18 protein-coding genes are annotated in these 23,198 nt (G+C 70.4%); 9 read left to right on the forward strand and 9 right to left on the reverse strand.

Features of this window, described 5'->3' with window-relative positions:
* Positions 1 to 100: 100 nt before the first annotated feature.
* The 5 genes from H0B54_RS22070 to H0B54_RS22090 all read right to left on the reverse strand — a co-directional run bounded on the left by H0B54_RS22070 (position 101) and on the right by H0B54_RS22090 (position 8,771).
* On the reverse strand, positions 101 to 1,444 hold the full coding sequence (locus H0B54_RS22070; protein WP_188262113.1) for a sigma-54-dependent transcriptional regulator: 1,344 nt from the start codon (positions 1,442 to 1,444) through the stop codon (positions 101 to 103).
* 10 nt (positions 1,445 to 1,454) lie between these two features.
* Positions 1,455 to 3,875: an ATP-binding protein gene (locus tag H0B54_RS22075; RefSeq protein WP_188262114.1), complete on the reverse strand. Its 2,421-nt coding sequence runs from the start codon at positions 3,873 to 3,875 to the stop codon at positions 1,455 to 1,457.
* Positions 3,872 to 5,263, reverse strand: a complete 1,392-nt coding sequence (locus H0B54_RS22080; protein WP_188262115.1) for an ABC transporter substrate-binding protein — start codon at positions 5,261 to 5,263, stop codon at positions 3,872 to 3,874. Before H0B54_RS22080 ends, H0B54_RS22075 begins: the two co-directional genes overlap by 4 nt.
* Before the next feature lie 102 nt (positions 5,264 to 5,365).
* Positions 5,366 to 7,750 carry an EAL domain-containing protein gene (locus H0B54_RS22085; protein WP_188262116.1) on the reverse strand — a complete coding sequence of 795 codons (2,385 nt, stop codon included), beginning with the start codon at positions 7,748 to 7,750 and terminating at the stop codon, positions 5,366 to 5,368.
* A 127-nt stretch (positions 7,751 to 7,877) separates the two neighbouring features.
* Positions 7,878 to 8,771, reverse strand: a complete 894-nt coding sequence (locus H0B54_RS22090; RefSeq protein WP_094305759.1) for a LysR family transcriptional regulator — start codon at positions 8,769 to 8,771, stop codon at positions 7,878 to 7,880.
* A gap of 303 nt (positions 8,772 to 9,074) precedes the next feature.
* Between H0B54_RS22090 and H0B54_RS22095 the strand changes: the two genes are divergently transcribed.
* Together H0B54_RS22095 and H0B54_RS22100 are read left to right on the forward strand one after the other, a co-directional pair.
* Positions 9,075 to 9,533 carry a (2Fe-2S)-binding protein gene (locus tag H0B54_RS22095; protein WP_188262117.1) on the forward strand — a complete coding sequence of 153 codons (459 nt, stop codon included), beginning with the start codon at positions 9,075 to 9,077 and terminating at the stop codon, positions 9,531 to 9,533.
* 3 nt (positions 9,534 to 9,536) lie between these two features.
* Positions 9,537 to 11,741: a xanthine dehydrogenase family protein molybdopterin-binding subunit gene (locus H0B54_RS22100; protein ID WP_188262118.1), complete on the forward strand. Its 2,205-nt coding sequence runs from the start codon at positions 9,537 to 9,539 to the stop codon at positions 11,739 to 11,741.
* Between the two features lie 57 nt (positions 11,742 to 11,798).
* On the opposite strand, the gene H0B54_RS22105 is transcribed toward H0B54_RS22100, so the two are convergent.
* Positions 11,799 to 12,227 carry an Lrp/AsnC family transcriptional regulator gene (locus H0B54_RS22105; RefSeq protein ID WP_040138311.1) on the reverse strand — a complete coding sequence of 143 codons (429 nt, stop codon included), beginning with the start codon at positions 12,225 to 12,227 and terminating at the stop codon, positions 11,799 to 11,801.
* 132 nt (positions 12,228 to 12,359) lie between these two features.
* Between H0B54_RS22105 and H0B54_RS22110 the strand changes: the two genes are divergently transcribed.
* Positions 12,360 to 13,487: a saccharopine dehydrogenase family protein gene (locus tag H0B54_RS22110; RefSeq protein ID WP_188262119.1), complete on the forward strand. Its 1,128-nt coding sequence runs from the start codon at positions 12,360 to 12,362 to the stop codon at positions 13,485 to 13,487.
* Positions 13,488 to 13,517: 30 nt separating this feature from the next.
* Here H0B54_RS22110 and H0B54_RS22115 read toward each other — a convergent pair whose 3' ends face one another.
* The gene (locus tag H0B54_RS22115) at positions 13,518 to 15,272 is read right to left on the reverse strand and encodes a thiamine pyrophosphate-dependent enzyme (protein ID WP_188262120.1); all 1,755 of its coding nucleotides are present in this window, start codon (positions 15,270 to 15,272) and stop codon (positions 13,518 to 13,520) included.
* 266 nt (positions 15,273 to 15,538) lie between these two features.
* Here H0B54_RS22115 and H0B54_RS22120 point away from each other — a divergent pair, with 266 nt between their 5' ends.
* The 6 genes from H0B54_RS22120 to H0B54_RS22145 all read left to right on the forward strand — a co-directional run bounded on the left by H0B54_RS22120 (position 15,539) and on the right by H0B54_RS22145 (position 19,881).
* The gene (locus H0B54_RS22120) at positions 15,539 to 16,480 is read left to right on the forward strand and encodes a PDR/VanB family oxidoreductase (protein ID WP_343068999.1); all 942 of its coding nucleotides are present in this window, start codon (positions 15,539 to 15,541) and stop codon (positions 16,478 to 16,480) included.
* Between the two features lie 38 nt (positions 16,481 to 16,518).
* Entirely contained in the window at positions 16,519 to 16,944 is a 426-nt protein-coding gene (locus H0B54_RS22125) for a PAS domain-containing protein (RefSeq protein WP_188262121.1), read from the forward strand.
* 431 nt (positions 16,945 to 17,375) lie between these two features.
* On the forward strand, positions 17,376 to 17,858 hold the full coding sequence (locus H0B54_RS22130; RefSeq protein WP_343069001.1) for a DUF2946 family protein: 483 nt from the start codon (positions 17,376 to 17,378) through the stop codon (positions 17,856 to 17,858).
* A 12-nt stretch (positions 17,859 to 17,870) separates the two neighbouring features.
* On the forward strand, positions 17,871 to 18,377 hold the full coding sequence (locus H0B54_RS22135) for a copper chaperone PCu(A)C (protein WP_188262123.1): 507 nt from the start codon (positions 17,871 to 17,873) through the stop codon (positions 18,375 to 18,377).
* Between the two features lie 208 nt (positions 18,378 to 18,585).
* Positions 18,586 to 19,515: a DMT family transporter gene (locus H0B54_RS22140; protein ID WP_188262124.1), complete on the forward strand. Its 930-nt coding sequence runs from the start codon at positions 18,586 to 18,588 to the stop codon at positions 19,513 to 19,515.
* Between the two features lie 168 nt (positions 19,516 to 19,683).
* Positions 19,684 to 19,881 carry a hypothetical protein gene (locus H0B54_RS22145; RefSeq protein ID WP_094305752.1) on the forward strand — a complete coding sequence of 66 codons (198 nt, stop codon included), beginning with the start codon at positions 19,684 to 19,686 and terminating at the stop codon, positions 19,879 to 19,881.
* A gap of 76 nt (positions 19,882 to 19,957) precedes the next feature.
* Here the strand turns inward: H0B54_RS22145 and amaB are convergent, their stop codons facing one another.
* Both amaB and H0B54_RS22155 read right to left on the reverse strand, forming a co-directional pair.
* The gene (amaB, locus tag H0B54_RS22150; RefSeq protein WP_188262125.1) at positions 19,958 to 21,460 is read right to left on the reverse strand and encodes an L-piperidine-6-carboxylate dehydrogenase; all 1,503 of its coding nucleotides are present in this window, start codon (positions 21,458 to 21,460) and stop codon (positions 19,958 to 19,960) included.
* Positions 21,461 to 21,495: 35 nt separating this feature from the next.
* Complete coding sequence (locus H0B54_RS22155) at positions 21,496 to 23,154, reverse strand: thiamine pyrophosphate-binding protein (RefSeq protein WP_188262126.1); 1,659 nt, start codon at positions 23,152 to 23,154, stop codon at positions 21,496 to 21,498.
* Positions 23,155 to 23,198 lie beyond the last annotated feature (44 nt).

A 23,198-nucleotide genomic window follows, 5' to 3' on the forward strand; every position in this document is an offset into this window, starting at 1 on the left:
CGGTAACATCGGGCCTGTGCGATGGGTAACGGCGGGAACGGGGCGGCGCATCACCCCTCCCCTTTCAGCCCCTCTTCCATCAAGGGAGGGGGACGTTGCGTCACTCTTCGGCAAAGTCGCCGCGGTGGAGGCCGTGGTGACGCATCTTCAGATACAGGGTCTTGCGGGTGATGCCCAGCTTGTCCGCCGTCTCACCGACCCGCCCGCCGCAGCGGGCCAGCGCGTCCTCGATGAGCTGCCTCTCGATGCGATCCAGGTGCTCGGCCAGGGGTTCGATCCCACCGCCCGCCGTTCCGGCCACCGGTCCGCCCGCCAAGCCGTCACCCAAACCCAGGGCCATGCGCTCGGCGACGTTGCGCAATTCGCGGACGTTGCCCGGCCAGCCGTGAGCGGCCAGACGGGCCAGCACCGCCGCGTCCACCGGCGGTGCCGGGCGGCGGGCGCGGGCCGCGGCGGCTTCGAGGAAATGGCGCAGCAGGAGCGGCACATCCTCCCGCCGCTCGCGCAGGGGCGGAAGCGGCACGGTGACCACGTTCAGGCGGTAGTACAAATCCTCGCGGAACTTGCCGTCCCCCGCCAGCCGCAGCAGATCGACCTTGGTGGCGGCAACCACGCGCAGGTCCAGCGGAATGGGCCGGTTGCCGCCGACGCGCTCGATCACCCGCTCCTGCAGCACGCGCAGCAGCTTGACCTGGAGGTGCATCGGCATGCTCTCGATCTCGTCGAGGAACAGCGTGCCGCCGTCGGCGTGCTCCAGCTTGCCGATGCGCCGCCCCTGGGCGCCGGTGAAGGCGCCGGCCTCGTGGCCGAACAGCTCGCTCTCGATGATGGTGTCGGGCAGCGCGCCGCAGTTCAGGGCGACGAAGTTGCCGGCCCGGCGCCGCCCGGCGTCGTGCAGGCTGCGGGCGACCAGTTCCTTGCCGGTTCCGGTCTCGCCGAACAGCAGGACGTCCACCTCCGCATCGGCCAGCCCGGCCACGGCGGCGCGCAGCCGTTCGATGGCGGCCGACCGGCCGATGATGCGCGCCTCCAGCGAGCCGCCGCCGGCCAGCAGCGCCCGCAGGCTGCGGTTCTCCAGCACCAGCCGCCGGTGCTCCAGCGCGCGGCGCACCACCTCCACCAGATGACCGGGCTCCGCCGGTTTCTCGATGAAGTCGTAGGCGCCGCCGCGCACCGCCCGCATCGCCATGGCGATGTCGCCGTGCCCGGTCACCAGCACCACCGGCACCTCCGGATCGGCGGCGCGCACCCGCTCCAGCAGGGCGAAGCCGTCCAGTCCGGGCATGCGCACGTCGGTCACCACCACGCCCGGCCAGGACGGGCCGAGGCGGTCCAGAGCGTCTTCGGGCCGGGTCGTCGCCTCCACCGCGAAGCCTTCCAGCTCCAGTGTCTGGCGGCTGGCGTCCAGCACCTCGTGGTCGTCGTCGATCAGAAGAACGGTCATGCGATGTCGCTCAGGCACGGGTCAGGGTCAGCAGGAAGGCGGTTCCGCCGGGGCCGCTCTCGGCCACCGACAGGGCGCCGCCGAAGTCCCGCACGATGTTGTAGGAGATGGAGAGGCCGAGGCCGAGCCCGGCGCCCACCGGCTTGGTCGTGAAGAAGGGGTCGAACACCTGCCCGGCCACCGCGTCGGGAATGCCGGGACCGCTGTCCCGCACCGTGATCCGCACGGTTCCCTCCGCCGCCTCCGCGGTGATGGCGATGCGGCGCAGCGGGGCGCCGGCCACGGCGTCCAGCGCGTTGCTCAGCAGATTGACCAGCACCTGCTCCAGCCGCACCTCCTCGGCGCGGACGCGCAGCGGCTTGCCGGGCCGGTCCTCCGGCAGATCCACCGCCAGCTCCACGGCCTCCTCGCGCAGCCGGTCGCCGAACAGCGAGAGAGCGCCCTGCACCACCGGCGCCAGCTCCACCGCCCCCAGCCGGGTGTCGGGGCGGCGGGCGAAGCGCTTCAGATGGTTGGTGATGTTGGCCATGCGGGCGGTCAGGTCGGCGATCTTGCCGAGGTTGCCCTCCGCTTCCGCGATCCGCCCGAGCGCGATCAGCTTGCGCCCGTTGTGGGCGTAGGAGCGGATGGCCGACAGCGGCTGGTTCAGCTCGTGCCCCACCCCGGCGGCGAGCTGGCCCAGCGCCGCCAGCTTGCCGGCCTGCACCAGCTCCGCCTGGGCGTCGCGCAGGTCGCGCTCGGCGCGTTGGTGCTCGGCGATGGCTTGCTCCAGCCGCGCGTTGGTGGTGCGCAGGTCAGCGGTGCGCTCCGCCACCGTGCGTTCCAGGATGTGCTGCGCCTCCACCCGCTCGGTCATGTCGGTCAGGGTGACGATGAAGCGTTGCTGCTGGCGCCGCCGAAAGGGCCGGATGCCCACCTGGACCGGCACCGGACGGCCGTCCGGCCGTCGCCCGGCGGTCAGAAGGGACAGGGAGGGTGCCGACTCGTCCGGGGCCTCGCGAGCCTCGCGGAAGAAATCCTCCACCCGCCGCGCGCCATCGGACTCCAGCCGGTCCGCCAGCCGCCCGTCCGCGATTCCGTCCGGGGCGGCGATCAGGGCGGCGGCCAGCGGGTTGACGAACTCGATCGCCCCGTCGGCGTCCGTGGTCGCCAGCCCGGCCTGGGCGTTGTCGATGATGGCTTGGGCGTTGGCCTCCTCCACCGCGATGGCGGTGTCACGGAAGACCAGCAGGGCCGCGGCCATCTGCGACAGCTCGTCGTTGCCGCCCAGCGGGATGTCCGCCTTCAGGTTGCCGGCGGCGATCTCGTGCGCCGCGCGGCCCAGCCGCGTCAGGCGGGAAATGATGCTGCGGTTGACGTACAGCCAGGCCACCAGCACCGCCACCAGCAGGCTGACCAGCGCGCTGGCCAGCAGGGCCGAGCGGCCTTCGGCGATGGCCTGGGCCGACCGCGCCGCGGCGGCGCGCGAGGTGGTTTCCACCGACTGCACCTGCTGGGCGATCAGACCGTTCAGCCGGGCCACCAGCGTCCGGTTCTCGGCCAGCAGGCCCTGCCCCTGGTCGGCCGCGGCCAGTTCCGCACGGCGCAGCTCCGGGACGCTGCCCTCGCCCCGGGCCAGCTCCAGCAGGCGGGCGACCAGCTGCGCCAGCGACACGCCGTCCGCCCAGTCCTCCAGCGTGGCAAGGTCGCGTTGCAGCCGGTCGGCCGTCTCCTCCAGGAATCCCGCGTTGTCGTCCAGCGCCTCGGTGGTGGCGAGAGTCGCGGCCCGCGCGATCAGCCCGACCGTAAGGTTGCCGTTCGCCCCGATCTGCAGCACCGCCTCGCTGCGCCGGCTCTCCGCGCGCAGGGTGCGGACCGCCTCGGCGGAGCGGGTGCCGGCCTCGACGAGGCCCAGCGCGCTTTGGATGTTGAAGCGGGCGTCGGTGACCAGCGGCTCGATCTCGTCGAGGAAGTCGGCGTGCAGCCAGCGCAGCCGCTCGATGCCCTCCTGGTTGCGGCGGGCCAGCGCCAACCGGTGCCGCACGGTGGCGTCGAGGTCGGTCAGGTTGCGGCCGAGCGCGTCCACCATCGGGCGCAGCCCGGGGACGCCGCGCTCCCCTTCCGCCGCCAGCGCGCGGAGCGCGGCGAGCCGACGGCCCAGCGCATCGCGGATGGCCCCCAGTTCCTGCTCCGTCTGGGCGTTGGCGAGGATCGGCGCGGTGGCAATGATGCTGCCGCCCTCCTCCGCCAGACGCGCGGCAAGGCCCAGGGCGGGCAGATGACTCTCCGCGAACTCGTCCAGCGTGCCGCCCAGCCGGTCGTAGGACAGCCAGCCCAGCCCACAGGCGACCACCGATAAGGCCGCCACCGCGACGAAGGCCAGCAGCAGCCGTGCCCGGATGCCGAACCGCACGGGACCGGGAGCCCGCCCGGCAACGGCCTCCGCGGTCACGGCCAGACCCCCTCGCCGCCGGCCACGCGCAGGATGATCAGCGCGCGCTCCGCCAGGGCCAGCGCCTCGTCCAGCCGCTGCTGGGAGAAGGCCCGCCACGCGGCTTCCAGCTCCGCCTGCCGGCTGGACACGGGAAGCCCGCGCGCCGGCCGGCGCAGCGCCATGGAGAAGGCGGGGTCGGCGGCCTCCGCCGCGGAGACCGGGACCGCGGTGGCCGCCGCCCGCGCAGCGCGCAGCAGGTCCGCCGCGACCGGCTCGTGGCTGACGGAACCGTAAAGCGCGGACAGACGCGCCTCCCCCTCGTGAATCAGTTGCCAGACCCGGTTCAGCGTCTTGACCCGGAAGGTCACCAGCTCGTCGAACAGCAGGTTCACCAGCTCGTAGCGGGCGCCGGACAGGGAGCGGTCGAACAGGAACAGGTCGTCCCCGGTCTCCGTCCGGTAGGGGTCGGGATAGCCGGCGGGGGCCGCCGCGTAGGCGTCGGGCCGCACCGGCAGGCGCTGGATGTCCGGGCGGACCAGCAGTGCCTGACCGGCCGGGGACAGCAGGAAGTCGATGAAGGCCCCGGCCCCGTCCGGGTTCGGCGCGCCGCGCAGCAGCGCCACGCTGGCGGGAAGGAACAGGCTGTCGGCGGGATAGGCAAAGCGCAGATCCTCCTCCTCCGATCCGGCGGACTGCCCGAGGAAGTCGATGCTCAGGCCGACGCCGAAGCGCCCTTTGGCGACTCCGTCCACCACGCCGTAGCTGCGCGCCGTCACGGTGGCGAGGTTGCCGGCGATCTCCAGCCACGTCGCCCAGCCGCGCTCCCATCCCTGCATCTGCAGCACGGTCTCGACCATCAGATGCATGGTGCCGGAGCGCGACGGAGCGGTGATGCCGAGATGCCGGGCGTAGACGGGGCGGCGGAGATCCTCCCACCGCCTGGGCGTCGGCAGGCCGTGGCGGTCCAGGTAGCGCTGGTTCCACAGCAGCCCGTAACCCGACAGCGCGAAACCGAGATAGGCGCCGTCCGGATCGTTGATCGGCTGGTTCCCGACCGTCGGCGGCGCCCCCGTCGGGCGCGGGGCGAGCGGCTGCAGGCGCTTGGCCGCCTTCAGCACCTCGAAGGCGTCGGGGGCGGACGCCCAGAAGACGTCGACGCCGTCGTCCGCCCGCTCCTGCAACTGGCTGATCGCGGCGGTGGTCTTGGTGTTGACGATGCGCAGGCGCCAGTCCGGGTGCGCCGCCTCGAACGCCTCCCGCACCGGTTCGTAGAAGCCGGCGGGAAAGGACGTCAGCACCGTGACGGCGGTGCGGGTCTCCCGTCCGGCCGCGATCTCCGGCGGCAGGAAGGGGAGCAGCAGAAGAGCGGCGACGAGACGCTCGGCGAAGGCACGCAATCCGGTCATGGCGGGCGCCACTGTGCGGTGGCCTTCGTCCGTTTGTCCAACGGTTCCGTCACGCAGGCCCGCGCCAAGCCCACCCCTGCCGCAGGGGCGGCCGGCCCTCCCTCACGCCGGCTCGTAGAAGCGCGCCAGCTCGGACGCCGGGGCCGGGCGCCCGATCAGATAGCCCTGGAGTTGGTTGCAGGACTCGTTCTTCAGCAGGATCCGCTGCTCCTCCGTCTCCACGCCCTCCGCCGTGACGGCGATGTCGAGGCTCTTGGCGAGCGCCAGGATGGTGCGGATGATCGACAGGGACTCGCGGTTCTCCGCCATCAGCTGGACGAAGGAGCGGTCGATCTTCAGCTTGTCGAAGGTGAATTTCTGAAGATAGCTGAGGCTGGAATAGCCCGTGCCGAAATCGTCCAGGGCGATGCGCACCCCGGCGGCCTTCAGAGCGGTCAGCGCCGCCAGGGCCCGCTCGGTGTCGTCGATCATCACCCCCTCGGTCACCTCGATCTCCAGCCGGTGCGGCGGCAGCCCCTCCTCCTCCAGGATGCCGAGGATGGTGCCCGGGAGGTCGGAATGGCGGAACTGGACCGGCGACAGGTTCACCGCCACCTTGACCGGATCGGGCCAAGTCCGGGCGTCCCGGCAGGCGGTGCGCAGCACGAACTCGCCGAGTTGCATGACCAGCCCGCTCTCCTCGGCCAGCGGCACAAACTCCGCCGGCGGGATCATGCCGCGCTCCGGATGCTTCCAGCGCACCAGCGCCTCGAAGCCCAGGACGCTGTGCGTCCGGCAATCCTCCAACGGCTGGTAATGGACGCAGAGCACGCCGTCGCTCAGCGCTTGGCGCAGGTCGCGCTCCAGACCACGGCGGGCTTGCAGCCGCTCGTTCATCGCCGCTTCGAAGAAGCGGAAGGTGCCCCGCCCTTCCGACTTGGCGCGGTAGAGCGCGGTGTCGGCGTGCTGGAGAAGCGTTTCCGCCCCGCTGCCGTCCTGCGGGAACAGGGCGATGCCGACGCTCGTCCCGACCACCATGCGCTGGCCGTCCAGCTCGGCCGGGGCGCCCAGCGCCTTGACCAGCCGGTCGGCCAGGGCCAGCGCCTCGCCCGGCTGGGCGATGCGGTGCAGAACCGCGAACTCGTCGCCGCTCAGCCGCGCCACCGTGTCGTGGCTGGGCACCGCCTCCAGCATGCGGCGCGCCATCTCCTGCAGCAGCCGGTCGCCGGCGGGGTGGCCCAGCAGGTCGTTCACCGCCTTGAAGCGGTCGAGATCCAGATAGAGCACCGCCACCCCGGTCCGCGTCCGCCCCGCGCTGGTCAGCGCGCCGTTCAGCCGGTCGAGGAACAGGGAGCGGTTCGGCAACCCGGTCAGCAGGTCGTGGTTCGCCATGTGGCGGATGCGCTCCTCCGCCCGCTTGCGCTCGCGGATGTCGCGGACGGCGACGACGCGGGCGGGCCGGCCCTCGTGCGTGATGTCCTGCCCGTGCGCCTCCACCATCACCAGCGTGCCGTCGTCGTGCAGAAGGTCCAGTTCCACCCGCTCGGAGGTCGGTTGGGCCAGCTTGCGCTCGATGTCGGAGCGGCGGCTTTGCACCACGAAGCGCAGCATGGACTGGCCGATGAACTGGGCCTGCGGCTTGCCCAGCAGCTCCGCCATGGCGCGGTTGACGTCGAGGACCACGCCGTCGCGGTGGATCACGATGCCTTCCGTGGTGGCGTCGGCGAGTTGGCGGAACCGCTCCTCGCTGGCGCGCAGCCGGGCCGCCTCGTGCGCCGCCCTGGCGGCCAGCCTCTGGTCCACGATGGCCCCGGCGAGGCCCAGCGCCATCACCACCGTGGCCGTCACCGCGATGGCCATCGCCAGCAGACCCGGTTCCATGATCTGGTCGGACATGTCGTGCAGTGGATCGGGGATCAGCGTGACGCCGGCCATGCCGGTGAAATGCAGCCCGCAGATGCCCAGCGCCAGCAGGGCGGCACCGGTCGCCAGCCCCTTCAGCGATCCGATCCGCAGGGCGGCGGTGAAGCCCGCCCCGCCCAGCAGGACGCCCAACCCCAGCGACACCGCGACGTAAGCCGGGTCGTAATGCAGGTTGGCCGGCACCTGGAGCGCCGCCATGCCGGTGAAATGCATGGCCGTCGCCGCGGCCCCGGCGATGGCGCCGCCCAGCGGAGCGGCCAGCCGCCCGCCACCGATGGCGCGGCGGATGCCCACCGCGGCGCCGCCGATGGCGATCAGGCTCGACAGAACCGTCAGGCCGATGTCGTAGCCCATGGGCAGGCTGGTCCGGAAAGCCAGCATGGCGATGAAGTGGGTCGCCCACACGCCGCCGCCGGTCGCCGTCGCGGCACCGGCCAGCCAGCCCCAGCGCGCCCGCCCCACCGCCGCCGCCGCGCGGCGGGCGAGGTTCAGGGACACCCAGGCACCGAATCCACAGACCGCCCCCGCCAGCAGCACGAGCCACAAATCGTGCTGCTGGGTTATGCAGGCATACACACGCATCATCCGGCGTTCATCCCGTTCCGGCGGCTCGGCGCCGCTTGATCCGATTACCTTATTCTTTTGGTACGTTAATAATCCTTTTTCGGATCCGCTCGGAGCGCGGAATCGACATGCGTAAGTTGCACGGTTGCTACAGTCGGTAGCGAAGCGCGTCGACCAGCGCGGCCAGGGCCGGTGGAACCTGCCGACGGCTGGGGTAGTAGAGGTAGTAGCCGGGGAAGGGCTTGCACCAGTCGTCCAGCACGCGGATCAGCCGCCCGGCGGCGATGTGCTCCGCCACCTCGTCCTCGAAGATGTAGGCCAGCCCCCGCCCGTCCAGGACGGCGGCCATGATGACGTCCATGTCGTTGGACACCAGCGATCCGGTCACCCGGACGTTCACCGGATGTCCGTCCTCCTCGAATTCCCAGACATAGACGGCGCCGGACGAGGTGAATCGATAGTTGATGCAGTCGTGCCCGGCCAGATCCTGCGGGGCGCAGGGCACCGGACGCTGCGCGAAGTAGGAGGGTGCCCCGACGATGGCCGCCCGGATGTCCGGGCCGATGCGCACCGCGATCATGTCCTTTTCGACCTGCTCGCCCAGCCGGACCCCGGCGTCGAAGCGGCTGGCCACGATGTCGGTCAGGCTGCTGTCGATGGACAGTTCCACCTGCACCTCCGGATAGTCGGCGAGGAAGCGCGACAGCACGGGCCACAGCAACCGCACGGCGGCGTGCTTGCCGGTGGTGATGCGCAGCGTGCCGGCGGGCTTCTCGCGCAGCTCCCCCACCGCGGCCAGCCCGGCGGCGATGTCGTCCAGCGCCGGCCGCAGCGTGCGGAGAAGGCGCTGCCCGGCCTCCGTCGTGGACACGCTGCGGGTCGTCCGGGCGAGCAGGCGCAGGCCGAGCCGGTCCTCCAGCGCCTTCATGGCGTGGCTGAGCGCGGATTGGGACATGCCCAGCCGGGCCGCCGCCCGCGTGAAGCTCCCCTCCTCCGCCACGACGGCGAAAGCCGCCAGATCGCTGAGGTCGTTCCGGTTCATTCATGCACCACATTCATAAGCCCAAGCGGATTGTACCGGCTATTCGGCTCGCGGCGAAGCGGTTAGGATGCTCGTGGTTACGCTTGCGGGTCGAACGAGCGGGCCAGACGGACGGGCCAAACGGACGGATAGGGCGGGCGCTTCCGCGGAAGACCGACTCCCACACTGGGATGTTTGCCACACCCGCCGAACGGGACCACACTGCAGACGGTCTTTTCGTGGCTGGAATTCAAGCAAGGATTGCCCGCCGAAGGCCCACATCACAATACCCGACAGGCAGAGTCGAGAGACAGGGATCATCCGATGATTCGCTTGAACATCAACGGGCAGGACCGGGACGTTGACGTGCCCGGCGACATGCCGCTTCTGTGGGTCCTGCGGGACGAGCTGAACTTGACCGGCACGAAGTTCGGCTGCGGCATCGCCCAGTGCGGCGCCTGCACCGTCCATATGGACGGCACGCCGGTCCGCGCCTGCCAGACCCCGGCGGAATCCGCCGCGGGCACCAAGATCACCACCATCGAGGGCGTGTCCGGCACGGTCGCCCAGGCCGTCCAGGCCGCCTGGCAGAAGCTTGACGTGGTGCAGTGCGGCTACTGCCAGTCCGGCCAGATCATGAGCGCCGTGGCCCTGCTGACCGACAACCGCAACCCCACCGACGACGACATCGACGCGGCGATGGACGGCAACGTCTGCCGCTGTGCCACCTATCCGCGCATCCGCGCGGCCATCAAGGACGCCGCCAAGGCGATGGGGGCCTGAGCCATGCTGAACCAGCTCATCAAGCAGGCGGCGGCGGACGTCGCCTCCCCCTCGCGCCGCGGCTTCCTCAAGGGGGCCGGCGGCGCCTTGGTTCTGGGCGCCATGCTCCCCCGGACCGGTTTCGCCAGCGAGGCCGCCGCCCCCAAGGTCGTCGGCCCGGCGGACCCCCGCCCGCAGGCATTCATCCGCATCGCCGCCGACGACACGGTCACCGTGCTGGTCAAGCATCTGGACAAGGGCCAGGGCATCATGACCGGCCTGACCACCATCGTCGCCGAGGAGCTTGACGCCGACTGGGCGCAGATGCGCGGCGCCTTCGCCCCGGCGGACGGCGCGCTCTACGCCAACCACTTCTTCGGCATCCAGGGCACCGGCGGCTCCACCGCCGTCGCCAACAGCTGGGACGAGCTGCGCATGGCCGGCGCCGCCGCCCGCGCCATGCTGGTCGCCACCGCCGCGGCGCGCTGGTCGGTCCCGGCCTCCGCCATCACCGTGGAAAAGGGCGTCGTCCGCCACGCCGCCTCCAACCGCAGCGCCCGCTTCGGCGAACTGGCGGAGGACGCGGCGAAGCTGCCCGTCCCGCAGAACGTCGCGCTGAAGGACGCCAAGGACTACAAACTCATCGGCAACCCGTCGCTGCACCGGCTGGACCATGTGTCCAAAACCGACGGCACGGCGATCTTCGCCATGGACATCCGCCGCCCCGGCCAGGTAACGGCGGTGATGGCCCGCTCCCCGCGCTTCGGCGGCACGGTGAAGTCAGTGGACGCCGCCGCGGCGAAGCAGGTGCCGGGCGTCCTGGAGGTGCTGACCCTGCCGAGGGGCGTCGCGGTCGTCGCCAAGAACACCTGGGCCGCCATGAAGGGCCGCGAGGCGCTGACGGTGGAGTGGGACGACGCCAAGGCGGAGATGCGCGGCACCGAGGAGATGCTCGCCGACTACCGCAAGCTGGCCGACCAGCCGGGCAATGTGGCCACCGACACCGGCGACGCGGCGAAGGCGCTGGCCGGCGCCGCCAAGGTGGTGGAGGCGGAATTCGTCTTCCCCTACCTCGCCCACGCCCCGATGGAACCGCTGAACGCGACCGTGGAGCTGACCCCGGACGGCGGCTGCACCATCTGGGCCGGCTCGCAGTTCCAGGGGGTGGAGCAGAAGGTCGCCGCCGGCATCCTCGGCTGCAAGCCGGAGCAGGTGGTCATCAACACCGTCTGGGCGGGCGGCAGCTTCGGCCGCCGCGCCACAACCGACGCCGACTACATCGCCGAGGCGGTGTCCATCGCCAAGGCCTATGGCGGCAAGGCGCCGGTCCATCTGGTGTGGACGCGCGAGGACGACGTCCGCGGCGGCCGCTACCGCCCGCTGTTCCTGCACAAGGTGAAGGCCGGCCTGGACGCCTCCGGCAAGCTGGTGGCGTGGCGGCAGAACATCGTCGGGCAGAGCTTCATGGAGGGCACCCCGTTCGAAGCCGTCATGGTCAAGAACGGCGTGGACGCGACCTCGGTCGAGGGCGCCTCGGACATGGCCTACGCCGTGCCGAACCTGCATGTCGATCTGCATTCGCCGAAATCTCCGGTCACCACCCTGTGGTGGCGCTCGGTCGGCCACACTCACACCGCCTACGCCAAGGAGGTGATGATCGACGAGTTGGCTGCGGCGGCAGGCAAGGACCCGGTGGCCTTCCGGCTGGAGATGCTGAAGGACCACCCGCGCCTCCAGGGCGTGCTGAAGCTGGCGGCCGAGAAGGCCGGCTGGGGCCAGCCGCTGCCCAAGGGCAAGGGCCGCGGCATCGCCGTGCATGAGAGCTTCAGCAGCTTCGTCGCCCATGTCGCGGAGGTCTCCGTGGACGAGCAGGGCCGCGTCACCATCGACCGCGTGGTCTGCGCGGTGGATTGCGGGCAGGTCGTGAACCCCAACATCGTCGAGGCGCAAATCTCCGGCGGCACCGGCTGGGCCATCGGCCACGCGCTGCGCGACGAGATCACGCTGACCGGCGGCGTGGTGGACCAGAGCAACTTCGACACCTTCCAGCCGCTCCGCAATTCGGAGATGCCGCCGGTCGAGGTGCACATCCTCCCCTCCACGGCCCGTCCGACCGGCGTCGGCGAGCCGGGCGTGCCGACCGCCGCCCCGGCGGTCGCCAACGCGGTCTTTGCCGCCACCGGCAAGCGCCTGCACCACCTGCCCTTCACCCGTTCGGGCATGGTGTAAGCTCCGTCACGTTGGAAAAAGCCCCTCTTCCCATCCAGGGAGAGGGGCTTTCTTTTTTCACCGCTCGAACTTCGTCGCCATGATGATCGACGAGGTCGTGCGCTCGATGCCGTCGATGGCGCCGATGCGGTCGATCAGCGCGTCCATCTCCTCCATCGTTCCGGTCCGCACCACGGCGATCAGGTCGTGCGCGCCGCTGATGGCGTGGAGCGCCCGCACCTCCGGAATCCGCTTCAGCGCCTGGACCACGGCGGCGGTCAGCTTGGGCGACAGGTTGATGGAGACGTGGGCACGAATCATCCGGCGTGCCGTCTCGTCCGACAGCCGCACCGTGTAGCCGGCGATCACGCCGCGCTCCTCCAGCCGCTGGATGCGGCTCTGCACCGTGCTGCGCGACACGCGCAGGCGGCGGGCCAGCGCGGCGGTGGGCTCCCGCGCGTTGTCCTGAAGCGCGTCGAGAAGGTGCTGATCCAGCTCGTCCATCATATTGCCGGCCTTTCTGTCAATCTGCCGACAGGTTTGAAGCGTTTCGGCACCCTGCACCCTGCACATCGACAGGCTGTCCGGTCAAGATTGCGTCACAACGACGCAAACCAAAGAGGCAGGGAGTACGGGACGATGCGCGACATTCTTCTGATGGGCGGCGGCAAGATCGGCGAGACCATCGGCGACTTCCTGAAGGCCACGGGCGATTACCGGGTGACCGTCGCCGACCGTTCGGCGGAGGCGCTGGAGCGGCTGCCCGCCCACCCGCGCATGGAAACGCGTGTGGTGGACGCCGCCGACCCCGCCGACCTCGCCGAGGCGATGCGCGGCAAATTCGCGGTGCTGAGCGCGCTGCCCTACCACCTGACGGTCGGCGTGGCGGAGGCGGCGCGGGCCGCCGGCACCCACTACCTCGACCTGACCGAGGATGTGGCGAGCACGCGGCGCGTCAAGGAGCTGGCGGAGGGCGCGCGCTCGGCCTTCATCCCACAGTGCGGGCTGGCGCCGGGCTTCATCTCCATCGTCGCCAACGACGTGGCCTCGCGCTTCGACACGCTGGACACGGTGCGGATGCGCGTCGGCGCCCTGCCGAAATACCCGTCCAACGCCCTGAACTACAACCTGACCTGGAGCACCGAGGGCGTCATCAACGAGTATCTGGAGCCCTGCGAGGCCATCGTCGAAGGCCGCCTCGTCTCCGTCCCGCCGCTGGAGGAGCGCGAGGAGTTTTCCCTCGACGGCGTGCTGTACGAGGCGTTCAACACCTCGGGCGGCCTGGGCACGCTGTGCGAGACGCTGGCGGGGAAGGTGCGAACGCTCAACTACCGCTCCGTCCGCTATCCGGGGCACCGCGACCTGATGAAGGCGCTGTTGCACGACCTGCGGCTGGGCAGCCGGCGGGAACTGCTGAAGGACATCCTGGAGCACTCGATCCCGGCGACGCTGCAGGACGTGGTGCTGATCTTCGTGACGGTGACCGGGACGAAGCGGGGGCGGCTGCTCCAGGAGACCTACGCCAACAAGATCTACGGGCGGGAGATCGGCGGCACCTTCTACAACGGCATCCAGATCACCACCGCGTCGGGCATGTGCGCCGTGCTCGACCTGCTGGCCGACGGCACGCTGCCGCAGCGGGGCTTCGTCAAGCAGGAGGAGGTGCGCTACGCCGACTTCATCGCCAACCGTTTCGGGCGCAACTACGCGATGACCGACGCGGCGCCCCAGCAGGGCGCCCAGCAGGGGGTGGGGCGCGCCGCCTGAGCGGGCGCCTCACTCCCAACGGGCCGCGCCTCAGATCACCTCGCGGGCGCGGCCCTTGAAGACGGTGGCGGCGATCTTCAGGGCGTCGGGGGTGCCGCGGGCCAGCGCCTCGGTGAAGTGCAGCGCCTGTTTGGCCTGGACCTTCGGCGGCATCGGCGGCTCGTTGGTGTCGACGAGGCAGTCCACCACCACCGGTCCGGGATGGGCGAGGGCGGCGTCCAGAATGGCGCCGCAGTCCTTCGGGTCCGTGATGGTGAAGCCCTTGCCGCCGCAGGCCTCCGCCACCTTGGCGAAGTCGATGGGCTGAAGGTCGCAGACATACTCGGGGTTGCCCAGCATGGCGATCTGCTCCCACTTGATCTGGCCGAGCGAATTGTTGTTGTTGATGATGACCTTGATCGGCAGCTTGTACTTCACCGCCGTGGCGAAGTCGGCCATCAGCATGGAAAAGCCGCCGTCCCCGACATAGGCGACCACCTGCCGTCCGGGATGGGCGAGCTGGGCCGCGATGGCGTAGGGGACGCCCGGAGCCATGGTGGCGAGGTTGCCGGACAGGGAGTGCATCTGGCCGCGCCGCGCCGGAATCTGCCGCGCCCACCAGGTGGCGATGGTGCCGCTGTCGCAGGCGACGATGGCCGTGTCGGACAGGCGCTTGCCCAGCTCCCACGCGACGACCTGCGGCTTCATCGGCAGGTCGGGGCGGGTGCCGCGCTCCTCCATCAGCCTCATCCACTCCGCCTTGCCCGCCTGCGCCGTCTTCAGGAAGGAGCGGTCCTCGTGCCGCCGCACCCGCTCGGTCAGGATGTCCAGCGCCAGCCCGCAGTCGCCGACCAGCCCGGCTTCCACCGGGTAGCGCAGGCCGATGCGCGCCGCGTCGATGTCGATCTGGATGGCGCGGGCCTGCCCCGGCTTCGGGTAATACTCGATGTAGGGGAAGGTCGAACCGGCGATCAGCAGCGTGTCGCAGGTCTCCAGCGCCTCCTGCGAGGGGGCGGTGCCGAGCAGCCCGACCTGCCCCGTCGTGAAGGGGCTGTCGTCCGGCACCGCGGCCTTGCCCAGCAGCGCCTTGACGATCACCGCCCCCAGCTTGTCGGCCAGCCGTTCGAGCTGGTCGGTCGCCTTCAGCGCGCCCTGGCCGGCCAAGATGACGATGCGCTTGCCGGCGTCGAGGATCTCCACGGCGCGGCTGGTCTGCGCCTCCGACGGGACGGGAAGCTGCGGGGCGAACAGGGCGGTGTTGTGGCCCTTGACGTTGCGCGGCGCCCGCGTGTCGGCGCCGATGCCCTGCTCCTGCAGATCCACGGGGATGGTGATGTGCGACACGCCGCGGTGGGCGAGCGCGGTGCGGCAGGCGAGGTTGGCGATGTTGCGGACATGCGCCGCCCCCATGATGCGCTGGTTGTAGAGCGCGACGTCCTGGAACACCTTGTCCAGCTCCACGTCCTGCTGGGTGTAGGTGCCGACGAGGTCGTGGTATTGCAGCCCGGTGATCGCCAGCACCGGCTGGTGGTCCAGCTTGGCGTCGTAAAGACCGTTCAGCAGATGCAGCCCGCCGGGGCCGGAGGTGGCGATGCACACGCCCAGCCGCCCGGTGAACTTGGCGTAGCCGCAGGCGGCGAAGGCCGCCGCCTCCTCGTGCCGGACCTGGATGAAGCGGATCTCGTCCTGGCGGCGGCGCAGCGCCTCGACGATGCCGTTGATGCCGTCGCCGGGCATGCCGAAGATCGTGTCCACACCCCAATCCACCAGAACATCCACCAGGATGTCGGAAGCCGTGCTCGCCATGCGGGAGTCTCCGTCGCAAACGGTCGTGATGAAGTCGTTCAACCCTTCGGCAACCGAGCGGAGCCGGGACGGTTCCCCGAAATGCCGGGCGTTATTGGCTCTTGACCTCAAGTTAGCTTGAGGTTTTAGAGTGGCCGCAATGTATCTGGCATGCCAGGGACGGTCCGAACGTCCGAACGCAGGCCGGTGTGCAGAAACGGACAACCACCCTGGCGGGCAAAAGAATGACGACAACCGGTCTAAGGAAGAATGCGCAGCGGTCGCCTGTGACGACGCGGTCCTTGCGCGTCCATCATATGGAGCGGGTCGCACCGCAAGTTCTGCTGGTTGAGTTCCGCGACCCGGACGGCGAGGCCCTGCCGCCCTACGAGCCGGGCGCGCACATCGACGTGCATCTGCCGGACGGGGCGGTGCGCTCCTATTCGCTGTGCGGCGACCCGGCGGATCGGTCAGCCTACCGGATCGCCGTCCTGAACCTGCCGGGCGGACGGGGATCGCGTTTCATCCATAGCGACCTGCGGCTCGGCACCACCGTCACCATTGCTCCGCCCCGCAACAACTTCCGCTTCAACGCCGCCGCGCGCTACCTGTTCATCGCCGGGGGCATCGGCATCACGCCTCTGCTGCCGATGATCCGCGAAGCCGCGCGCCGGGGAGCCGACTGGGTCCTGCATTATTGCGTGCGCAGCGCGTCCGAAGCGCCGTTCCTGGGTGAACTTCGCAAGCTGGGCAACGGTCACGTGGTGGTGCACGCCGCGGACGAAGGCCGACGGCTGACGGTGGGCGAACTGCTCGCGGCGACGGCCGACGATGCCCTGATCTACTGCTGCGGCCCACAGCGCTTGATGGATGCGGTCGCGGATGCGGCGCGGCCCTCGCAGGACGTGCGCTTCGAGTGGTTCGCGCCGCGCTCGGATGCGGGACGTGACGCGGCGCCGGACGATCGCTTCGAGGTCGTCTGCGCCCGATCCGGCGTGACCGTCGCGGTAACGGAGGGGACCAGCGTGCTCGACGCGCTCGACGCCGCGGGCGTTTCCGTCGCCTCGTCGTGCGAGCAGGGCATTTGCGGCACTTGCGAGACAGCGGTGCTGGAGGGGGAACCCGACCATCGCGACAGCGTCCTGTCCGACGCCGAACGCGCCGCCGGCAAGACGATGATGATCTGCGTGTCGCGCGCCCGCAGCGCACGCTTGGTCCTGGACGTTTGAATTCGAACAAGGCGCAACGGAAAGACGAGGGGGAATCCATGACCGAAAACGACCTGCAACGGTTGGGACTGGCGCTGTTGAACAGCCCGGCCGAGGCCATCGCCTATTCCGACCGGGAGGGCATCATCCGTTTCTGGAACGCGGGAGCCGAGCGTGTGTTCGGCTTCACCGCCGACGAGGCGCTCGGCCAGTCGCTGGATATCATCATTCCGGACCGTCAGCGCCAACGGCATTGGGACGGCTACGATCAGGTGATGAAGACGGGGGAGAGCCGGTACGGCAGCGGCGATCTTCTCTCGGTGCCGGCAACGCGCAAGGACGGAACCCGCATCTCGGTCGAGTTCACCATCGTGCCGTTGAAGGACGCCGACGGGGCGATGCTGGGGATGGCGGCGGTCATGCGCGACGTCACCGCCCGGTTCGATGAATTGAGGGCCCTGCGCCGCCAGGCGGCCGGACGCTGAAAGGCTCGTTCTTGCCGGGTGAGCCACGCAGCGTTCGATGCGTGGCTCCCGAAATCGGAACCCTCCCCGACGGGGGCTGTGGAGAGGAGGCGATCTCTTCAAGACATCGGCGCAGGGAATACGTCATGTGCCATCTGTTGATCGCGGCGGAGGCGGAGCGCGCGGTGACCGGCATCGCCCCGGTCGGCTGAGCCGGGACACGGCTGGAGAGAGTTTGGCCTTCATTGCGACATCCCGCCGACACCTTGGCCAACACCTTGACAGTGCCGCCTGACTTGGCGGTCCTGGGTGAACGGCGTCAACTCGACAAGCTCCACGCACATCGCCTACAACCGGTCATCCGTCCTGTGGGTGGAATGGGAACCGGTTTGAACGGAGCAACGTCAGCACGGCCATCGGCCTCTCCTCTCCGTTGCGGGGAACGAGGTGGGGTGAGCGGGCATCGCAAGGACGGCAACGCCGCGCCTGCGGCGCGTTCGCGTCCGTCCCGCCGTTCCTTGCCACGCTGGAGAGCCAGGCTGGCGGCGGCGGTGGCCGCCGTCCTTCTGCTGATCCTGATCCAGGTGCCGGGGCAGGCCGTCGCCATGCTGTCCGCCGGTCTGGCGCAGTCTTTCTGGGCCATGTCGATGTGCGGGCCGGATGGGGCGCCGGACCGGTTGCCCTCCGCGCCCGATCAGCCCAAGAACGATCTGGAGCATTGCCTGGGTTGCCAACTCGGCTGTGCGCCTCCGGCGATGCTGACCCCGGCGGATGTCGCCGTTCCGCCGCCGCGCCTGTCCGGGGCGTTGCGCCGGCGTCCCCACCCGAACCGCAAGCGCCGCCGCCCGCGCGGTCTCCGCCCGAACGCCCGTGCCCCGCCGATGACGCGTCCTGCCTCGACCAACGGAACGCCCGATTCTTCCTTCTCTTTGTAGGATGCCGTCATCATGAAGAAGCACGCCCTGGCGCTCGCCGCGCTGATCGCCCTGACCGCCGGCCCCGCCCTCGCCCACGGTTTCAAGGCCGGGCCGGTCGACATCGAACATCCCTGGGCGCGCGCCACGGCGCCCTCGGCCCCGAACGGCTCGGCCTATATGGTGCTGAGCACCCACGGCCCGGACAGCGACCGCCTGCTGTCGGCCAGCACGCCCGTCGCCGACAAGGCGGAACTGCACACCCACCTGATGGACAACGGCGTCATGAAGATGCGCCAGGTCGACGCCATCGAGGTGGCGCCCGGCTCGCCGACCGCGCTGCAGCCCGGCGGCCTGCACGTCATGCTGTTCGGGCTGAAGCAGCCGCTCGCTCCGGGGAAGGCGTTCCCGCTGACCCTAACCTTCGAGAAGGCCGGGCCGGTGACCGTCCAGGTGGACGTGCAGAGCGCCGGGTCCGCCGCCCCGTCCCATGGCGGTGTCGGCGTGCCGCAGGCCAGCGGCACGCAGCACAAGCACTGACGGGCATTGCGCTGCGCCGGCCTGTTGCCAACGGTCGGCGCGGCCGCAACCGACGGTCGGTGCCGGTGGTGCTCGGTACTGATATACCAGCATCGCATTTGACCATCCGGCCCCTTGGGCGCAGGGTGTGGCGCGCCGGTTCGGCACAAGGACGGCGCGCCACAGGAAGGAACGCCCCGCCCATGACTCCCCCCATGAGCGCCGCCCGATGACCGCCACCGAAAAGGCCCCGTCCGCCAGCTCTTCCGGGCGTGCCGGCATCGCCTGGATGCTGCTGACCACGCTTCTGTTCGTGACGCAGGACGCGACCTTGCGCGTTCTGGTGCAGACCTATCCCTTCGCGGAGGTCGCCTGGGCGCGCTTCGCGGTGCATCTGGCCATCGCCTTCGTCGTGGTCGCGGTGAATTCCCCCAGCCATCTGATCGCCAAGCGTCCGGGGATGCAGATCCTCCGCTCGGCCCTGCTGGCCGTGCTGACTCTGCTGGCGGCGGTGTCCTACAAGATCCTGCCCTTCGTCGACGTGGCGGCCATCGCCAACGTGGCGCCGGTGCTCGTCGCCGTCCTGTCGGTTCCGCTCCTGAAGGAAAAGGTCGGTTGGCGGCGCTCCCTGGGGGTGTTCGGCGGCTTCATCGGGGCGATGATCATCATCGGCCCGGCCAGCCTCGTCTTCCAGTGGGCGATCCTGCTGCCGCTCGCCGCCGCGCTGTGCAACGCGCTCTACCAGATCGTCACCCGGCTGCTGCGCGGCGGCGATTCCACATTGACGACCTTCTTCTACACCAGCATGGCCGGGACGGTGCTCTGCGGGCTTCTGCTGCCCTTCGGCTGGGTGACGCCGGACCTGACGGGGGCGGCGCTGATGGTCATGCTCGGCGCGCTGGGGGCGTGCAGCCATTACTGCCTGATCCGCGCCTACACGGTGGCGGACGCGGCGACGGTGGCGCCCTTCGGCTACACGACGCTGATCTGGGCGGTGTTCTACGGCCTGCTGGTCTTCGGGGAACCGCCCAGCGCCTCGACCCTTGCCGGCGGTCTGGTGATCGTCGCCAGCGGCATCTACATCTTCCACCGCGAGCAGGTGCGGGCGCGCGAGGCGGCGGCCAAGGGGGCGGCCAAGGGGGCGGCGAATGGGGCCTGAACGGCCCCCGTTTCCCTGTAGGTCCCTATGCCGGAGGCACGTACACAGGACGTCCAGGTACCCGAAATATCACGGGCCGTACGCGTCGAACTGTAACATGCTCCGCGTACCGTACGCCTGCCGGTGAGGGCCGGCGTGTTTTCCCATCCACAAGCAACGAGAACAGCAATGAACGGACTGCCCAAGCAGACGTGGCGCTGCCGCGTTGCCGAACTGTTGAACGATCCCGTGGTCCAGGCCGTGTTGCGCCGGGACCGCCTGACCCACGAGCAGGTTCTGGCACAGCTCACCCCCATTGCCGAGCACCTGCGCCGCAACACCTCCCCCGAACGACCCGCAAGGCGGCTTCGACACGAAGCCTTCTGACCTTCCCATGAGAAAAGGCCGCCCGGTGAAACGGGCGGCCTTCTTCTTGCGCGCTGGTCCTCACGCGCCGGCTGGATCAGCCGGCGATCTCGAACTTGATCCCCTGGGCCAGCGGCAGGGCGCGGGAGTAGTTCACCGTGGCCGTCTGGCGGCGCATATAGGCCTTCCAGGCGTCGGACCCGGACTCGCGCCCGCCGCCCGTCTCCTTCTCGCCGCCGAAGGCGCCGCCGATTTCCGCACCCGACGGGCCGATGTTGACGTTGGCGATGCCGCAGTCGCTGCCCGCCGCCGACAGGAAGCTCTCGGCCTCGCGGATGTCGGTGGTGAAGATGCAGGAGGACAGGCCCTGCGGCACCGCGTTCTGAAGCGCGATGGCCTCCTCCAGCGTCTCGTAGGTCAGGACGTAGAGGATCGGGGCGAAGGTCTCGTGGCGCACGATGTCGGTCTGGCCCGGCATCTCGACGATGGCCGGCTGCACGTACCAAGCGTCCGGATACTGGTCGGCGAGCGCGCGGCCGCCGCCGGTCACCACGCCGCCGTCGGCCTTGGCCCGCTCCAGCGCGCGCTGCATCCCGTCGAAGGCGCCCTTGTCGTTGAGCGGGCCGACCAGCACGCCGGACTCCAGCGGGTTGCCGATGGGAACGGAGGCGTAGGCGGCCTTCAGGCGCGGCAGCAGCGTGTCGCACACGTCCTTGTGGACGATCAGGCGGCGCAGCGTGGTGCAGCGCTGGCCGCAGGTGCCCACCGCGGCGAAGACGATGGCGCGCACCGCCATGTCGAGGTCGGCCGACGGAGCGACGATCATCGCGTTGTTGCCGCCCAGCTCCAGGATCGGGCGGGCGAAGCGCTCCGCCACCTTCAGCGCGACCTCGCGGCCCATGCGGGTCGAGCCGGTGGCCGACACGATGGGGACCAGCGGGCTGGCGACCAGCGCCTCGCCGACGTCGCGGCCGCCGTTGACGACCTGGAGCAGGTCCGCCGGGGCGTCGCCGAAGCGGGCCACCGCGCGCTCGAAGATGCGCTGGCAGGCCAGCGCGGTCAGCGGGGTCTTCTCCGACGGCTTCCAGATCACCGGATCGCCGCAGACCAGCGCCAGGGCGGCGTTCCAGGCCCAGACCGCGACCGGGAAGTTGAAGGCGGAAATCACCGCACAGGGCCCCATCGGGTGCCAGGTCTCGCGCATCGCGTGGCCCGGACGCTCCGACGCGATGGTCAGGCCGTAGAGCTGGCGGGACAGGCCGACCGCGAAGTCGCAGATGTCGATCATCTCCTGAACCTCGCCCAGGCCCTCCTGGAAGATCTTGCCCATCTCCAGCGTGACGAGACGGCCGAGATCCTCCTTAGCGTCGCGCAACTCCTCGCCCAGCAGGCGGACCAGCTCACCGCGGCGCGGCGCCGGGACAGAGCGCCACGCCTCGAAGGCGCGCTGGGCGCGGGCGGCCACCTCCGGGATCTCCGACGCCGGGGTGACCGGCGCCACGCCCAGCGCAGCGCCGTCGATGGGCGAGCGGACGGACAGGCCGGCCCCGTCGGCGGGAAGCTCAAGGCCGAGGCGGGAAAGAAGGTCGCGGTGCTGCATGGAAAAGGTCCTCGGTGTAAGGCAACCGGTGGAGGTTAGCGCTGGCGCCCGGCGGCGCGGATGTCGGACAGGCTGCGGTTCGGCGTCAGGGCCTCGGGGTCGAGCCTGACGTGCAGGATGGCGGGCCGGCCGGAGGCGCGGGCGCGCTCGAAGGCCGGGGCGAACTCCTCCGTCCGCTCTACCGTCTCGCCATGGCCGCCATAGGCGCGGGCGAGGGCGGCGAAGTCCGGGTTGGTCAGAGCGGTGCCGGACACGCGGCCCGGATACTCGCGCTCCTGGTGCATGCGGATGGTGCCGTACATGCCGTTGTCGATGACCAGCACGATGAGGTTGGCGCCCTCCTGCACGGCGGTGCCGAACTCCAGCCCGGTCATCTGGAAGCAGCCGTCGCCGGCGAAGCAGACCACGTCCCGCTCCGGGTGGAGCAGCTTGGCCGCGACGGCGGCGGGCAGGCCGTAGCCCATCGAGCCGCAGACCGGCGCCGCCTGCGTGCCGAAGCGGCGGAAGCGCCAGAAGCGGTGGATCCAGGTGGCGTAGTTGCCGGCGCCGTTGGTCAGGATGGCGTCGTCGGGCAGGGTGTCGCGCAGCCAGGACATGACGGCGCCCATCTGGACGGCGCCGGGGATGGTGGCCGGCGGCTCGCTCCAGGCGGTGTAGGCGGCGTGCGCGGCTTCGGCCTGACCGGCCCAGGCGGGGGAGGCCGGCGCCTCCAGCCCGGCGACGGCGTCGAGGAAGCCCCCCGGCGTGGCGTTGATGGCGAGGTCGGGGTTGTAGACGCGGCCCAGTTCCTCCGCCCCCGGATGGACGTGGATCAGCGTCTTGCCGGTCTCCGGGATGCCGAGCAGCCCGTAGCTCTGCGACGGCACCTCGGAGAAGCGGCCGCCGAGCAGCAGGATCACGTCGGCGTCCTTCACCAGGGCGGTCAGCTTCGGGTTGATGCCCAGCCCGATGTCGCCCGCGTAGTTCGGGTGCGTGTGGTCGAACAGCATCTGGCGGCGGAAGGTGACCGCCACCGGCAGCGCGAAGGTCTCGGCGAAGACGTGCAGCGAGGCCACCGCGTCCTCGGTCCAGCGGGAGCCGCCGGCGATCACCAGCGGGCGCTTCGCCCCGGCGAGCAGACGTCCGACCTCGGCGACCTGGGCGGGCGTCGGGGCGCTGTCCACCGGATGGGCGGGGCGGGCGGCGGCGACGTCCGCCGTTTCCACCAGCATGTCTTCCGGCAGCACCAGCACGACCGGGCCGGGGCGGCCGGCGAGCGCGGTGTGGAAGGCGCGGCTGACCATCTCCGGCACGCGGTCGGCGCTGTCGATCTCGGCCACCCACTTGGCCATGCCGCCGAACATGAGGGTGTAGTCGACCTCCTGGAAGGCGTCGCGCCCGCGCATGCCGCGCTCGATCTGTCCGATGAACAGGATCATCGGGGTGGAGTCCTGCTGCGCCACATGCACGCCCGGCGCGGCGTTGGTGGCGCCGGGGCCGCGGGTGACGAAGCAGATGCCCGGCCGTCCGGTCAGCTTGCCCTCGGCCTCCGCCATCATGGCGGCGCCGCTCTCGTGGCGGGCGTTGATCGTGCGGATCGAGGAATCGTGCAGCGCGTCCAGCACGGCGAGGTAGCTTTCGCCCGGCACGCAGAACACGCGCTCGACGCCCTGCGCCTCCAGCGCCTCGACGATCAACTGGCCTCCGGTCTTCATGGCGCGCTCGTTCCTCGGCTGGGCGTTCAAATCCTCCTCAATCT

This window comes from Azospirillum tabaci (assembly GCF_014596085.1).
GTDB classification, from domain to species: domain Bacteria; phylum Pseudomonadota; class Alphaproteobacteria; order Azospirillales; family Azospirillaceae; genus Azospirillum; species Azospirillum tabaci.